This is a genomic window from Clostridioides sp. ES-W-0016-02, assembly GCF_020641035.1.
Lineage (GTDB): Bacteria > Bacillota > Clostridia > Peptostreptococcales > Peptostreptococcaceae > Clostridioides.
In genome coordinates, this window is the sequence record NZ_CP061361.1 from 1,121,270 (window position 1) to 1,138,059 (window position 16,790).

Here is a 16,790-nt window from a genome sequence, read left to right on the forward strand (position 1 = left end):
TATTTTTAAGCATAAAGAAATTTATAATTTTACTAATCTTAATTATAAGAATTAGTTACAAAGAAAGGTGATATATATTGAAAAACTAACCATAAAAATAATAAAAATACAAGATATTGTAATACAGGATGTAATTAATAAAAACTTGAAAAGTAGAAATACAATGGAGGAAAATATATATGAAGGCGAAAAAATATATTTTAGCTATGATAGTAATTTTAAGTATAAGTTCAAGCTTAATGGTAGGATGCACAACAACTGTATCCAATGAAGATTTAAATAACTCAGAGCAAGCTAGTGAAAATTCATCAAACAACTCAATTGAAGCTAAAAAAAATGACTCTATTAAATTATTTGAGGATTACCCAAAAAAAGCTAGTACTGTAGAAGGATTGGAAGAAGTTAAAAAAGATTTATCTCAAAAATTTTCAAAGGCTATAATGGATAGTGGTTATAAGGTAGTTAATTCAAATTCAGATGGAAGTTTTGTAGTTTCTATAAATGGATTTGAAAAGCCACCTGAAAAAGATATTAGAAGTTTATTTTACTCTATGTCTGAAGATAACAAAAAAGGAAAATCAGTAGTAGATATTCTCTGTGCTAAAGAATATCCTGAGAATAAAAAGTTAGCTGAAAGTGATAAATATATTAAATTTATGTACAACATATTTAAGTCATTAACTAATACTGATTTAACTGAGAAAGATTTTTCAAATAAAGTTATAAAAATATTTAATGAAGGTGTAGGCTCTGTAGAACTTCCCTATATGAATGATATACATGTTGAAGTTAACAAAGTTAAAAAATCTACTAAAGTACTAAAATTGAGTTTAGAATATGAATTTGATATTTCAAGTCATTAATGTAATAAATAAATTATGACAGGTTAGAAATAAATTATAAAATAAAATTCATATTTATCTTTAGTAATGTTTTTTATTAAAAAATATATTATTTGTGGTTGCCATTTTATGTTAAAGGACAGTATAATATAATTAAAGTATGTTATAACATACAAAAGTTAATATATATTATCCAAAGGGGGATTTTAAATGAGTCAAACTGATAGAATAGAAGCATTTAGACAAGAATACGTTAATTCTAAACCTATGATATGTTGTGAAAGGGCTAGAATTTTTACAGAATCACATAAAAAGACTGAGGGAGAAGCCATATGTATAAGAAGAGCGAAAGCCTTTTTAGATGCATGCAAAGAACTTCCTATAAAAATATTTGAGAATGAATTAATTGTAGGTACAGCTGGTAAATTTAGAAGAACAGGTATATTAACACCAGAATTTTCTTGGCAATGGGTAGATAAGGAAATGGATACTTTTGATGAAAGAACTCAAGACCCATATGTCATATCAAAAGAGCAAATAGAATTTATAAGAAAAGAGATATTTCCATATTGGAAGGGTAAATCTTTGGAAGAAGTTTTTTTAGCAAGAATTCCAGAAGATACAGCTAAGATATTGGTAGATACAGGAATAATAGATAATGATTCTAAGTGGAGACAGGCAGTAGGGGAAGTAACTCCAGATTATCAAGATATACTATTTGTAAAAGGATATAAGGGGATAAAGAAAGAAGCAGATAAGAAGATAAAAGAATTAGATATATCAATTTCAGAAAATATTGAAAAAATAGATTTCTATAAGTCTATTTCTATTGTTGCAGATGGTATCATGACATTGGCAAATAGATATTCAAAACTTGCAAAAGAAATGAGTGAATCAGAGAAAGATTCAAAAAGAAAGTTAGAACTTATAAAAATATCAGAAGTATGTGAGAATGTACCAGCAAATCCTCCAACTAGTTTTTATGAAGCGATACAATTTGTATGGTTTGTGCAATTAGGTGGTGTTTTATCTGAAAATCCATTAGCATTGAACTTAGGTAGATTTGACCAATATATGTATCCATATTATGAAAAAGATACTAAAAAAGGAAATATAACTAAATCAGAGGCTCAAGAGTTGATAGAGGCTCTATGGATTAAGCTATCAGAGTGGGTATGGACAATATCAGCAAATACAGCAAATTATTTTGCAGGATACAACCAATTTCAAAACCTTACTGTTGGTGGCAAAAAGAGAAATGGAACTGATGGAACGAATGATATTTCATATATGTGTTTAAAGGCAACAGAAAGTGTAAAAACTCATCAACCAGGTTTAAGTGTTAGAATAAGTCAGGGAGCACCAGATGATTTTGTTATGGCAGTTGCGAAATTAGTAAAACAAGGTACTGGTTTTCCTGCTATACACAGTGATAGTGCAGGGGCACAAATGTTACTTCAAGATGGATATGATGCAGAAGATGCAAGAGATTGGAGCAATTGTGGTTGTGTAGTTCCTCACTTTAGAAAGACAGGTCAATGGACTTCAGCAGTAAATATTAATTTTGCAGCAGCACTAGAATATGCTATGAATGAAGGGAAGAGTAGATTAACTGGAGAAAAAATGGGGTTAGATGTAAAAAATATCAATGAATTTGCATCTTTTGAAGAAGTTAAAGAAGAGTTTTTAAAGCAACTAGCATATCTTATCAAGAATTCTGTTATAGGAACTACTGTTGCTCAACAAATTCATAAAGAAATAGTACCAAGACCATTTTTATCTACCTGTGTAGATGGTTGTTTGGATAAAGGTATTGATTTAAGTAAAGGTGGGGCAAAATACAATATAGGACCTGTTTTAACAGGCATAGGTCTAGGTGTAGTTTCAAACTCATTGGCAGCTATAAAAAAATTAGTATTTGAAGATAAGGTGACTACATTAGAAGAGTTAACAAAAGCATTAAATAATGACTGGGAAGGCCATGAAGAATTAAGAAAACTTGCCTTAGATGTTCCTAAATATGGAAATGACAATGATTATGTAGATTCATTGGCTATTGAAGTTTCTGATTTTTATTACAGTGAAACTAGAAAATATAAGGATATTTTTGGTTCTAAATTTAATAGTGCATTTATGGGTATATCAAACTATGTTCCAACTGGAAAAATAGTAGGTGCAACTCCATGTGGAAGAAAAGCTACAAAACCTTTGACAGAAGGAGTTTCTCCATTTGTTGGAACTGATACAACAAGTCCATTGGCAGCTATGAAATCTGCATCAAAAATAAATCATGATGTTCACACTGGAGGAACACTTCTAAATTTGAGATTTAATCAAGATTTGGTTGAAACAGAAAGAGGGCTTAGAAATCTAACTTCTATGGTAAAATCATATTTTGCACTAGGTGGATTCCACGTACAATTTAATACAATATCAAATGATGTCTTATTAAAAGCTCAAGAAAATCCAGAAGAATATAAAGATTTATTAGTTAGAGTTGCTGGATATAGTACTCAATTTGTTAATTTATCAAGAGAGATGCAAGATGCTATAATAGCCAGAAACTCACACAGTAAATTTTAATTATGAGGTAGATTATGAGTAAAAAAGGTAAAGTTGTAAAGGTACAACATTTTTCAGTAAATGATGGTGATGGAATAAGGACTACTATATTTTTAGAAGGATGCAAATTAAAATGTAAGTGGTGTTCTAATCCAGATTCATGGAGCAATATAGTAAAGCTAGGAGTCATGAAGGATAAGTGTATATCTTGTAATAGGTGTACAGATGTTTGTCCTCAAAATATAAGTTCATTATTTGACAGAAGTCAAATAAATGATAAGTGTGATTTGTGTGGAAAATGTGTTAAAACATGTCTTAATGATGCTATCTGTATAATGACTGAAGAAATGACTGTTGAAGAGATTGTAAAGGAAGTTGAAAAAGATTTTATATTTTTCTTTGAGTCTAACGGAGGAGTAACTTTTTCTGGAGGAGAACCCACACTTCAAATTGAATTTTTAAGAGAATTAGTTGATGCTTTTTATAATAAAGGTATAAACATAGCAATTGAGACTTGTGGATATTTTGAGTGGGATAAAGTGAAGGATGTCTTTGAAAAAATAGACCATATATTTGTAGATATAAAATCTATGGATGATAATGTTCACAGAGCATATACAGGAGTAAGTAACGAGATAATATTAGAAAATATATGTAGACTTTCAAAATTAAACAAATCTATGGTTATAAGAGTACCAATTATTTCTGGAGTGAATGATAGTGAAGAAAATATAAGAAACACTGCATTATTTGTAAAGCAAAATGTTTTAGGTGGAAAGATGGAATTACTTCCATATCATAAATTTGGACTTGATAAATATAAAGCATTAGGGCTTGAAGATTATATGTATGAATTTGATGAAATTTGCAATAGCCATATGTTAAAATTAAAAGAGATAGTAGAGCTTACAGGAGTAAAAATCATAGAATACAAATAGGCTATCAGGAGGATTTTAACATGGATAATAAATTTCCTAATGTAGGAGAAAACTTAAGGTTATTAAGACAAGATATGGGTATAAGTTTAGATAAAGCTTCAAAGATGACAGGAGTTAGTAAAGCAATGCTGGGGCAGATTGAAAGAGGTGAATCTAGCCCCACTGTATCTACCTTATGGAAAATTTCATCTGGATTCAAAATAAACTTTACGACACTGTTAAATGAAAATACAAACACTTATGAGGTTATAAAAAAAGAGGATGTAGAACCTATTATTGAACAACAAGGCAATATGAAGTTGTATCCTATATATCCTTTTAGCCCTCAAAGGAGGTTTGAACTTTTTATAATTGAGCTTGAAGCAAATTGTACTCATGTTTCATCTACACATAGTCATGTTCTGGAAGAGTATGTACTTGTAATAGAAGGTAAACTTGAACTTAATGTAGATGGAAAAACTTATATTTTAGAGTCTGGACATTCAATTAGATTTGATGGAACACTAGAACATTTATATAAAAATTTAAATAACGGAAGAACTGTATTTCATAATATAGAAGTTTATAGATAATTTTATAGTTATCTATTTTGGGAATAAATATTTATTACCAAAATGGATAACTTATTTTTATAATGTCGAAAAGATTTGTATGCATGTACTAACATTATTGTTTTAAAATAAACATAAAAGCATTATAATAATATTAATAAAATATAATAAAAAGGAAGAATATATGATTATGAAAGTTATATTGACAGTATTAGTATTAGCAATCTTATATATTCTGTATAAGTATGAGACTCAACATATAGAAACAACAGAATATACCATATTTAATGAAAAAATTCCAAAAGAATTTAATGATTTTAAAATAGTTCAAGTAAGTGATTTACATAATAAGGTATTTGATAAAAATAATAATAAAACATTGATAGATAAAATTGAATCCTTAAATCCAGATGTTATATTTATAACAGGAGACTTAGTTGATGGAGAAAATAAAAATTTTCAAATTGCATTAGATTTAATTGATAATTTAGTAAAAAAATATGAAGTGTACCATATAATTGGAAATCATGAACAAAAATCTTTAATAAAAAAATACAAACATCTATATAGGGATTATTTTAAGGAATTGTATTCAAAAAAAATAATAAATATGGAAAATGAATCTGTAAGAATATATAAAGGAGATAGTTATATTAATCTATATGGTTTAATCATACCATTGGAATGCTATCCATATTTTTTTGCTAATAATAAAAAGTTAGAATTGCGTGACAGTTTTGTACAAGATAAGTTAGGTAAAATAAACGAAAATGAGTATAATATACTTTTAGCTCATACACCATTTTTCTTTGAAAAATATGTAAAATGGGGAGCTGATTTAGTTCTGGCTGGTCATGTTCATGGTGGTATAATAAGAATACCTTTTATTGGAGGTGTACTATCTCCAAATAGAGAGTTTTTTCCTAAGTATGATTGGGGAAAATATGAAAAAGGTAGTAGCACTATGGTTTTAAATAAAGGTTTAGGAGGTTCAAAAGTTCTCATTAGACTTAATTGTAAACCAGAAGTAGTAAGAATTACATTAAAGTCTAATTAATAAGGTTTTTTGTGTATATAAACATCAATGACATATATATAAAATTGGTGTAAAACCCTATTAAATAGATACAATTATTAATTTTTAATAATTATTTAATTAATGTAAATAAATTGTTATTTTTAGCATGTAATATTTAAAATATAGGGGGTAGTTAAAAATCATGGGTGATATAATTAGATTTTATGAATCTGTAAAAAACAAATATCCGAAATTAAAAGATGGAACTAGAGTTCATATGTGGCCAAAAGAAAATATCATAATTGGACCTATTTATGATGAGGCAAATGGATATGAAAAAAGTATAGGAAGTGTGGATAGTTTAAGTTGGAAGCAAGTTGTTGTACTAGCAGAATGTGATGGGAAAAATACTACTAAAGATATATTAGATATATTATCCAACAGATATAGAAATATCCCTGACATGAGAGATAAGGTTATGGAATTTTTTATGTTTTATGATAATGAATATTTAACCTTTGAAGATGAGGAACAAACATTATCAAGTGTTTTTGAGATAACAGGAAATAAAGTATATCTTACACCTTTATACTTTACAATAGAGATAGATGGTAATGACAATAGGGTTCAATATTTTTCTGAAGTTATAAGTTTATTAAAGTGTATGTATGAAAAAGGGTGTAGGTTTATAGAAGTTATTGGTGAAGGTATTCTAAAAAACAAAGATATGAAAGAAGTATTTCAATATATGTTAGACCATTTTGATTTAATTATAGTAACTAAAGATAGTTTTACTATTGAAAGAAGTTTGATAAGAGAATTAGATGATTATCGTCATAAAGTAATATGGAATGTATATTCAGAGAATGATAACATACATGTTAAATTAAAAGAAGATATAAAAATAACTAGTTTGATAAAAAGAGGGCATACAGTAGTAAGGGGAGCTAGAGGAAGAGCAATAAAAATAGAAGATATGAGGTTTAAAGATATAAGAGAAAGATTTTCAAAATATGGTGCAGAATGGAGCCATGTATATATTTCTTCTGATGGCAGTGTAAAATCTTATTCCATTCAAAAAGAAAAAAGAGTCTATTTAGGCAATATATTTGACAATTCAGTTGAAGAAATTTTATTAGAAATGCAAAATAAGATTGATAATCAAGAGATTGTATATCAATAATTATCAAAATTAAGTTTTAGGAATAATTTATGATTGATTGTTTAGTTTTGTGTTAATAATCGTTAATGAGGTGATGTAACTTGTTAAGATTATTGAACAAATTTTTTTATGATGTTTTACTTAAATGTTGGATTTTTATGATGTTATGGATTTTTAGAGAACTTTTTACAGATACAAAATTAGTCAAAAAATTTAAACTTCATAAAATATTTATGTAAAAATCATATAAAATTCATATAACAGATGTATTATATAGAGTATAGAAAGACTAGCTTAAAAACCATAATATAATACCCTATTGTAATGATAACCCTCCCTCACATCCTCAAATAGAGTTATCATTACAAGAATTAATCCATAAATTTAAAATTTATGGTTTTTTTTTATTTAATTTGTTTTATTATCTAGGAATATGATTTATTATAGAATATATAATAAGTAATATAAAATACATTTGATTAAGTTTTTGACATGTTTTTAACTATACTAATAAGGAGGAGTATTTATGAATGTAAATAATCGCAAGTGCCCAGAGTGTGGTGAACATAGTAAAAAATTTGAAGTAATAGAAGAGTGTGAGGAGTGTGTGACATTTGAATGTTACACTTGTGGAACTATATCTATATTAAAGTATTGCGACAACTGTAAAGAATTTGTATTTGTAAATATTCCAAATAATGTAGAGACCTATGAGTATTGTTGCAGTAAATGTAATAATAAGATTTAATATAATTAAAATATATAATTTCATATGTTGTTTATACAAATATCATATAAAATTCATATATGTAATGTATTATAGAAATATAGAAAGAACTAGCTTAAAACATAATATAATTACCCTAAATTTATAATGGCAACTCTCCCTCACATCCTCAAATATAGTTGTCATTATAAAATACTTTGGCTGTTTCAAAAATGTAAAATCATTTTAGAAGCAGTCTATTTTTTTATAAAAAATAAAGAAGGCAACGGGAAGCCTTCTTTCGTGTAAAAAAAGTTTAATTTTTTGTTAAGATTTGTTTGTTTATTTTATATTATCTTTATAATATGTTTTTATTTGAAGGTTGGCAATGGATTTTGCACAACTGGTCATTATGAATGTAAAAGTGGAATATTATTAATAAATAATAATTACAAAATTGTAATTATTATTTATTAAGCAAATGCGTAAAATATCACATTAATGGGTATATAATTAATAATATACTAGTTTGGGGAGGATAAAATTATGAATTATAAAACAATCATATTAAATAGAAAGTCTGTTAGAGAATATAAAAAGACAGATATTAAAAAAGAGTATCTTAGTGAGATTAAGAAATACTCAGAATCTTGTAAGAAACTAGTTCCAGAGATAGACGTTGATATAAGAGTAATGAATAGAAGTGAAGTTTTTGACAATTTAGATAAAATAGCAGGATATAAAGGAAACATGATAGATGCTCCAAGTTATATTATAATATTATCTGAAGTAAAAGATAATTACATCGAAAATTCAGGATACATAGGAGAAAATATAATTTTTAAGGTAACAGACCTTGGAATAGGTTCTTGTTGGGTTACTTTTGAGGATAGTAAAAAGGTATTAGATAAACTTGGAATTGACTCAGACAAAGAGGTAACAGGAATTATTGCCATTGGATATGGAGAAAATGCAAGCAATACTAAAGTACTAAATGCTACAAAGACTGGTGATAATTATTCAAAATCTGATATGCAAGTTGTTTCAGACAATAGTTCTTCTCGTTTAGGTGTAGAAGAAGTAGTTTATATGGATGAGTGGGGAAATAATGCAAATACAAATATATTAGAAGAGAGAGCGCTTCTTGACGCATTCCATTATGCAAGATTAGCTCCATCTACATTAAATAGACAACCATGGAGATTTATAGTTGATGGAGGAGTTGTAGTTTTAGCAGTTAGAAAAGATGGTCATACTAATTTGTATGAAGAAAAAATAGATGTTGGTATAGTTATGCTTTATTTTGCAACAATAATAAGTGCAACTATGTTTGAGTTAAAATGGAATTTAGGTACTCCAGACAAAGATTATAAAATACCAGAAGACTATAAAATAGTTGGATATTGTAATATATAAAACAGTTTAATATTTAATTTAGTTTTACTTAAATTAATTTCTATAAAGAGTTCAATGCATTATATGGAATAATGTCATTGAACTCTTTTGTTGTATAGTTGTATAATCTAATTTCAGCATTATTAGTTGATAAATTTTATGTAAAAGAGGATTATTAATGTAAATTATTGGACTTGATATAAAGCCAATATAAAATTGATAGCTAAATGAGTAAATGTTATACTTTAAACTGAATCTGTATCTATTGTTGAAATAGTATTTTAAATCTTACAATTTTGTGCATAGATTGAGAGGTATATTATTTTATTAAACTGTATAATTTGCTTGGAGGGAATGTTAAATGGAATGGATAAATAAATTAAATCAAGCTATTACTTATATTGAAGACAATCTTGAAAGTGGAGTGGATTATGCAGAAGCAGCAAAAATTGCATGTTGTTCAACCTTCCATTTTCAAAGAATGTTCTCATATATTGCAGAAGTACCTTTGTCTGAATATATTAGACGTAGACGTATGACTAAGGCAGCATTTGAACTACAAAATAGTAATATTAAAATTTTAGAGCTGTCTGAGAAATATGGTTATGATTCACCTACATCTTTTAATAGGGCTTTTCAAAATATACATAGCATTTCCCCTTCTGCGGCTAGAGCAAAGGGAGTTGTTTTAAAAGCATATCCCAAGATGACATTAACTATTTATGTAAAAGGGAACTTAGAAATGCAGTATCGTATTGTAGAAAAGAAAGGATTCCGTATTGTTGGTATAAAAGAAAGTATGAATATGATTGTAGAAGAGTGTTTTGATAAAGTTCCTAAATTGTGGGATAAATCCATAAAAAATGGAACAATTGATAAGATTTCAGAGTTAATAAATAACGAACCTCATGGGTTGCTTGGAGTTAGTGTATGTACAGATAGTAAAGGCTTAGATTATTACATTGCTGTCTCAACGGATAATCCTATAGTAGAAAATACTTATGAATACTTTATACCATCAGGTACATGGGCAGTATTTGAATGTATTTCCCCAATGCCAAATGCTTTGGCAATACAAGAATTACAAAAAAGAATTATTACTGAATGGTTACCAAGCTCTGGATATGTATATGCTAATGTACCAGATATTGAACTTTATCCTAATGGTGATATTAATGCTCCTGATTATACAACAGAAGTTTGGATTCCAATTAAGAAACAATCCCAAAATTAACGAACAATATAAACCTTTAAAATTACAGACTGGAAATGGTCTGTTATTTTTTTTTGATAAATGGAAAGCATACTTTACATAAGATAGATATCGTTGTATAATTATGGAAAGTAGACTTTACATAAATGAGGTATTAAAGGAGAGCAAAGTGAAAAATAGATTAGAAGAAATAAGAAAAAAGAGAGGTATAAAACAAGAAGAACTTGCATCTGCTTTGCAAGTATCAAGGCAAACTATAGGTTCATTAGAAAATGGTAGATATAATCCTTCTATCATATTAGCTTTTAAGATAGCAAGATATTTTGATATGAATATTGAAGAAATATTTATTTATGAGGAGGAGTAAAAATGAAAAAGGACAGATTATATGTTGGAATTGGATATTTTATTTGTGGAATTTTACTTGTTTTATTGGCTACACTTACAGAGTTTTCATTTGAGGCTTTGATTTGGGGATTATCTGGAGCTACTTTGGGTCCTGGGGTATGTATGATTTTTCAATATATATATTGGAGTAAACCAGAAAGAGCTGTAGAATATAAAGAAAAGATAGAGAATCAAAGGATAGAGATGAATGATGAAAGAAGAATTATGTTACGTGACAAATCTGGACGTATTACTAATCAAATCATGTCTTATGTTTTCGTAATTCTTATACTTATTGTTTCTATATTGAGTGTGTTCTCTGTAATGCTGACAAGTAGGTGGGTTTTAATTGTTCTTGGATTACTTATTTTATTTCAATTTATTTGTGGTGCTGTTGTATATAATAAATTAGATAAAAAGTTGTAATGAATTATAACACTGAATATAAAATTATATAAAAGCAAATTAGTTTATAAATTGACAGTATAAGCTTAAACTATATGTATAAATTCTTAAAAGCCACAAGTATTATATATTGTGGCTTTTTTATATGGAATTCTATATGTTTTGAAGAGAAGTACTATAGTATTATCATTACTTATGAATGATTTTTATAGATTACAAAATAGGCTAGTCTTCATATAAATTACCACTATTTTTTTTATTAAGAGTTCCTTCTAATTCAATCATTAGAAATTTTGTAAGTTTTTTAACTACTGGTCTATGTATTGTATTTTGAGGTACAATGATAAATTCTCCTTCTTTAACTTCTGTTAATCCTTCTGGAGTTTCCAAATTAAATCCTCCCTCTATTACATAAAACAATTCATCTGATTTTTCATGAACATGAAAATCTAAGCTTCTATTTGCTACTTATACAACACTTAGTATATTATTGTTTATTTTTCCTAATTTTTTGTATACGTACAGTTGTTCAATATTATTTACTTCTTCAATTATATTAGTTTTTGATAACATTAGAATCTCCTTTAGATTTTATTTTTGTTTGACTTTTAGTATATCTGTATGTTAACATCAATCTAATTATTTGTGAAATAGATTGATTTGATTATATCAATCTGATATTTAGATGAAATGAGGTACATAGATATGGAATTAAAGCATTTAAATACATTTTTAACACTTAGTAAAATTAAAAATTTTACTAGAACTGCTGAACATTTGAACTATGCACAATCAAATATTACAGCTCATATACAACAATTAGAAAAGGAATTGGATGTACATCTCTTTGAACGTATAGGAAAAAGTGTAGAATTGACTAGAGAAGGTGAGAAGTTGGTTCCATATGCTGAAAAAATGCTTTTATTATCATCTGATATAAAAAAGATGTATAAAGAGAAAGATAATTATGGGCGTATTGTTATTGGAGCATCAGAATCTATTTGTATTTTTAAGTTACCTGAGATTATCAAAGTATATAAAGAGAAATATCCAGATGTTGACCTTTTTATAAAAACTCTAGATTCTTCTGATTTTGTTCCTTTACTTGCTGATAATACGATTGACATAGCATTTATACTTGATTTACCTATAAATGATAAATCTACTATTTCTGTATTAAAAAATGAGGAGCCAATCTGTATCTTATCAGTTCCAGAAACTAAGTTAGCCTTAAAAGAAAAGGTGTATATTCAGGATTTTAAAAATGTTCCATTTATTTTGACAGTAAAGAGTTGTTGTTATAGAAGTTTATTTGAGAAAGAGCTATCTGAATCATCTATAGTACCCAAAATAGTTCTTGAAACTGGAAGTATTCAGGTAATTAAACAAACAGTACTTAGTGGGCTTGGATTGTGCCTTCTTCCAGAGCTTGCAGTAGAAAAGGAATTAAAAAAACATGAATTGGTTAAGATTCCTTATACTACAGACTATAATATTTTTTCACAATTAATTTATCATAAGGATAAGTGGCTGTCTAAGAATTTTTGTGATTTTATCTCTATTGTAAAAAAGACGTATGGGATTATTTTTTAATTGTTTATGCTATGCTAATATAAGATATATATTGATATTTTTAAAAAGATAACATAGTGTAGAGAGGTTGTTTATAAGTTTATATGGTAGGTATATGCATTGTTAGATAAATAGTCTCTTTTCCGGTTTTGGTATAAAAAAGGGATGATTCAAATTTTTATTTTGAAATAATCCCTTAAAATTAATTTTAGTTAATATTTTTATATTATACTATTCCTTTATCTATCATCGCATCTATCATTGAATCAAACCCAGAGCTATTATACATAAACATTACAACATCGGCATTGCTTTCCTCAATCATATCTTTGTATGTTTTATCTATTGAATTTATATTTCTAGGGTCTACTATCTCTACTTCATTAAACATATCAGCAAATAAAAGTGTTGTAGGAGCCTGGTATGAATCTCTAAATATTAGTATTTTTTTATCTAATAATGCTTTAGGATTTTTTACAGTTAATATATTAGTTTGAGCTCCTCTAATGTATGCCCCACCATAATCCCACTTTTTATCACTTCTTTTAGTTGCATAGACCTGTCTTTCTTCTTTTTCTTTTCCATTTATATCAAAGCTATAATCTTGGTTATCTTTTGTCATATAAACTACATATTCATTTTCTTTAATTAGCATATCTATATTTTGATTATAACTTCCTACAAACTTTTTATCAGTAACTATAGACTTTTTGTAGCTATTAAAATGATTTCTTAAATCTTGCTTAGAAAGACCCAAGTCCATATTTGATGCCATCATTTTAAAGCCTTCAAATGCTCCATATCCAGTCCAATGATGGTCAGTTTTAAAATATAAATTTTCTCTTTCTTTATTTGAATAGTTGCTTAAAAAATACTCATCCATATCTATGTATTTAATTGAATCTTGATTTAATCTACTTTTAAAATTCTTTAAATTTATATCTATATTACTTATATTATCAACATACTTAGGATATAAATGTTTTAGCATATTAGATTTATGTGGCATCATTGTAAAATACACATCTTTTCCCATATCTTTACTTAGAAAAGATAAGTAATTAATAGACTTTTCGTATCTATTTAATTGGTTTTGGTTTAAAACTTTTGGAAACATACCTAATAACCAGTTATCTTTTCCTAAGTAATAGTTACCTACTTTAGTTTTATTTAAACTAGCTTGAGATTTTGTATTTATTGATATCATTTCATCTCTAAATGCAAAATGGTCATTAAAGTACTCTTCAAATTTATCTATGTAGTTACCTTTTTTAAAATTTTCTATAGTTGGGAATTTTGCAAGATTTCTATTTTCAGTTATACTTAATTTTTTCTTTGGAAGTGAGAAGTTTAGTATAAAAAATCCAAATACTATAATTAAAAATGAAATGGCAACAATCTTTGGTTTATTTTTATTCATGTCAATACCTCCAAAATTAGAATCTAAAGTATAAGAATGGATTATAAGTTGAGCTACTTAACATTACCATTACAATAAACATGCAAACAACTATGAAAGCCGCATTAGTAACTTGACACATTGTGCTATTTAGTGTATTTTTCTTCTTCTTAACTACTAATGACTTTATAACTTCTACAATAGGAGTTGATAGAATGATTGCTCCAACAATTATATACCAATATTCAATTATAAATACATTGAATGCATTACTGACAAGTGGATAATTGCCAGAACCAAACATAATACCTATAAACTTAATAGCTTTTGGTAAATCTTCTGCTCTAAAAAATACCCATCCAATCATGACTATAAAAAGTAAATACATGTGTCTTATGATTCTTGGCATTTTATATAACAACCTTTCTAAAAATACTTTTTCTATTGATATTAATATTCCAAAATATAGACCCCATATAATAAAAGTCCAATTAGCTCCATGCCACATGCCAGTTAAAAACCATACTATAAATAGATTTCTATATAGTTTTAATCTAGAAACTCTATTTCCACCTAATGGGAAATATACATAGTCTTTGAACCAAGTACTTAAAGATATATGCCACCTTCTCCAAAACTCAGATACTGTTTGAGAGATATATGGATAGTTGAAATTTTCTAAAAAATTAAATCCAAATATCTTACCTAAACCAATAGCCATATCACTATAACCACTAAAGTCATAGAATATTTGAAGTGTATAGCAAACTACACCTAGCCACACATCAAGTCTTGATAAATCTCCAGATGACTTATTAAATACATCATCTGCAATTATACCTAATTGATTTGCTAAAATTACCTTTTTTCCAAGACCAATAACGAATCTGTTTACGCCTTGAGTAAATTTATACCAATTATGTTCTCTATGTTCAATGGCATCTGCCACAGTCTGATATCTAACAATAGGACCTGCTACAAGCTGAGGGAATAAACTTATGTATAATGCTAGGTTAGTTAATTTTCTTTGAACTTTAGCATCATTTCTATATACATCTATTACATAGCTCATTATCTGAAATGTGAAAAATGAGATACCTAAAGGTAATTTAATTTTAGGTATAGTTATATTTGTGTTTAATAAAAAATTAATATTATCTACAAAGAAATTGCTATACTTGAATATCCCAAGAATGGATATATTGTAAATCACAGAAAGCACAACCCATATTTTCTTATCTTTACTGTAAGAAACTTTAATACCCAATATATAGTTTACTATTATTGATAGCATCATCAAAAAAATATATTTTGGTTCTCCCCATGCATAGAAGGCAATACTTGCTAGAAGTAACACAACATTTTTATACTTAGAATTTGCCAAGTAATAGCAAATGAGTGTGACTGGAAAGAATGAAAATAAAAATATTAAACTACTGAATATCATATTAGACTCCTTATCTTTTTATTATTTAATAAATGAATAATAAATAAAACAACTAAAATTAATAATATATATATTAAGAGTGAGGTCTTGATTTATTTCTGATTTTAAGCCCATACTATTTAACTACCACTGCTTGCTGAGCACTTCTTGAGAGTACCAATACCAACAATAAGTTGATGTAGCAAGAATTATACTCAGAGCAATTGTTAAAGATCTAGCTTTATAACTTTTTATGTATTTTAGTGTTATTTTTAAATTATCTTTTATATTTACAACTTCCTTTCTTAACTAAATAAATTATATATTTATCTAAAATATATAGCAAAGTAAGTATTTTCAAGTTTTAAGTACTTAATTGTACAAATTTAGCTGTGTTTTTACAAGTTTTATTAATATATATGTAAATTTTGACTTTTTATATAATTTTTTTAAAATGATGTAATGTTATAATGGATTAATAAAGCTATTATGATAAAATAATAAAGAAAAATCACGGACACATTGTTTAACTATATGTGTTTGCCTTTGGTTGTAGCTCTATACAGTCCATTAAGATAGATGTTGTTTATATCTATAATTGTAAAAAGAACTCTTTATTAAGTATTGGAGTCAGAATACTTTCAGATATGCTTTTATTACAAGTTTGTTTTAAATGACAAATACTTTAAAATAATATCGAATCGTTATACTGAATAATGATGATTGATTATAAATATTTTTAGAGAGGGAAAAGTTTTAGAGATTGGGAAAAAATCAATATGATAAGAAGTATGGATTTATTAAGTAAATACATAAAAAATCCTGCTTTGTTTAGATATGTTTTAGGAGTTCAAGAAGTCATGCCTATGGTATTTATACTTATACAAGGCTAGAAACAAAGATGAAAAAATATTACAATAAAAAAACTCTTTAGTCTAAACTAAAGAGTTTTAATTTATTGGTGCCGCTGATGGGACTCGAACCCATATGGTTTCCCGTACGATTTTGAGTCGTATGCGTCTGCCAGTTCCGCCACAGCGGCTTATATTTTAAATCCGAACTACTTGTATATCCTACCAGATTTTCCAAGAATATGCAAGAGGAATATTGAATACAAAGCACTCATCAAACTGTCAAAATATCATAAATACTAGCTTTTCCTCATGAAAATTTATGAATCAACACAGTTGATTTTGAGTTAATTGCATCTACCA

General features: G+C 27.1%; 15 protein-coding genes and 1 tRNA gene. 12 read left to right on the top strand and 4 right to left on the bottom strand.

The window, feature by feature from the left end:
- Positions 1 to 179: 179 nt before the first annotated feature.
- From IC758_RS05475 to IC758_RS05525, 11 genes are all read left to right on the top strand, one after another.
- The gene (locus tag IC758_RS05475) at positions 180 to 863 is read left to right on the top strand and encodes a hypothetical protein (RefSeq protein WP_227860815.1); all 684 of its coding nucleotides are present in this window, start codon (positions 180 to 182) and stop codon (positions 861 to 863) included.
- Positions 864 to 1,052: 189 nt separating this feature from the next.
- Positions 1,053 to 3,425 (top strand): glycyl radical protein, encoded by a 2,373-nt coding sequence (locus IC758_RS05480; protein WP_227860816.1) that lies wholly within the window; start codon positions 1,053 to 1,055, stop codon positions 3,423 to 3,425.
- Between the two features lie 14 nt (positions 3,426 to 3,439).
- A complete protein-coding gene (locus IC758_RS05485; protein ID WP_227434052.1) occupies positions 3,440 to 4,342 on the top strand; it encodes a glycyl-radical enzyme activating protein in 903 nt (300 codons plus the stop codon).
- 20 nt (positions 4,343 to 4,362) lie between these two features.
- On the top strand, positions 4,363 to 4,914 hold the full coding sequence (locus tag IC758_RS05490) for a helix-turn-helix domain-containing protein (protein ID WP_227434053.1): 552 nt from the start codon (positions 4,363 to 4,365) through the stop codon (positions 4,912 to 4,914).
- 163 nt (positions 4,915 to 5,077) lie between these two features.
- Entirely contained in the window at positions 5,078 to 5,950 is an 873-nt protein-coding gene (locus IC758_RS05495; protein WP_227434054.1) for a metallophosphoesterase, read from the top strand.
- A gap of 163 nt (positions 5,951 to 6,113) precedes the next feature.
- Positions 6,114 to 7,094 carry an SPASM domain-containing protein gene (locus tag IC758_RS05500; protein WP_227482177.1) on the top strand — a complete coding sequence of 327 codons (981 nt, stop codon included), beginning with the start codon at positions 6,114 to 6,116 and terminating at the stop codon, positions 7,092 to 7,094.
- A 505-nt stretch (positions 7,095 to 7,599) separates the two neighbouring features.
- Positions 7,600 to 7,821, top strand: coding sequence for a hypothetical protein (locus IC758_RS05505; RefSeq protein ID WP_227434056.1), 222 nt, complete (start codon positions 7,600 to 7,602; stop codon positions 7,819 to 7,821).
- A gap of 504 nt (positions 7,822 to 8,325) precedes the next feature.
- Complete coding sequence (locus IC758_RS05510; protein WP_227434057.1) at positions 8,326 to 9,195, top strand: nitroreductase family protein; 870 nt, start codon at positions 8,326 to 8,328, stop codon at positions 9,193 to 9,195.
- Between the two features lie 340 nt (positions 9,196 to 9,535).
- On the top strand, positions 9,536 to 10,408 hold the full coding sequence (locus tag IC758_RS05515) for an AraC family transcriptional regulator (RefSeq protein ID WP_227836226.1): 873 nt from the start codon (positions 9,536 to 9,538) through the stop codon (positions 10,406 to 10,408).
- A 148-nt stretch (positions 10,409 to 10,556) separates the two neighbouring features.
- Complete coding sequence (locus IC758_RS05520; RefSeq protein WP_021383879.1) at positions 10,557 to 10,754, top strand: helix-turn-helix transcriptional regulator; 198 nt, start codon at positions 10,557 to 10,559, stop codon at positions 10,752 to 10,754.
- Positions 10,755 to 10,756: 2 nt separating this feature from the next.
- Complete coding sequence (locus tag IC758_RS05525) at positions 10,757 to 11,200, top strand: hypothetical protein (RefSeq protein WP_227831252.1); 444 nt, start codon at positions 10,757 to 10,759, stop codon at positions 11,198 to 11,200.
- A gap of 204 nt (positions 11,201 to 11,404) precedes the next feature.
- On the opposite strand, the gene IC758_RS05530 is transcribed toward IC758_RS05525, so the two are convergent.
- Positions 11,405 to 11,569 (bottom strand): cupin, encoded by a 165-nt coding sequence (locus IC758_RS05530; protein WP_255630962.1) that lies wholly within the window; start codon positions 11,567 to 11,569, stop codon positions 11,405 to 11,407.
- Between the two features lie 315 nt (positions 11,570 to 11,884).
- Between IC758_RS05530 and IC758_RS05535 the strand changes: the two genes are divergently transcribed.
- The gene (locus IC758_RS05535; protein WP_227831250.1) at positions 11,885 to 12,772 is read left to right on the top strand and encodes a LysR family transcriptional regulator; all 888 of its coding nucleotides are present in this window, start codon (positions 11,885 to 11,887) and stop codon (positions 12,770 to 12,772) included.
- Between the two features lie 205 nt (positions 12,773 to 12,977).
- On the opposite strand, the gene IC758_RS05540 is transcribed toward IC758_RS05535, so the two are convergent.
- The 3 genes from IC758_RS05540 to IC758_RS05550 all read right to left on the bottom strand — a co-directional run bounded on the left by IC758_RS05540 (position 12,978) and on the right by IC758_RS05550 (position 16,618).
- Positions 12,978 to 14,171, bottom strand: coding sequence for an alginate O-acetyltransferase AlgX-related protein (locus IC758_RS05540; RefSeq protein WP_227836224.1), 1,194 nt, complete (start codon positions 14,169 to 14,171; stop codon positions 12,978 to 12,980).
- 16 nt (positions 14,172 to 14,187) lie between these two features.
- Positions 14,188 to 15,597, bottom strand: coding sequence for an MBOAT family O-acyltransferase (locus IC758_RS05545; RefSeq protein ID WP_227860817.1), 1,410 nt, complete (start codon positions 15,595 to 15,597; stop codon positions 14,188 to 14,190).
- A gap of 938 nt (positions 15,598 to 16,535) precedes the next feature.
- A tRNA-Leu gene (locus tag IC758_RS05550) sits at positions 16,536 to 16,618 on the bottom strand.
- Between the last annotated feature and the right edge of the window lie 172 nt (positions 16,619 to 16,790).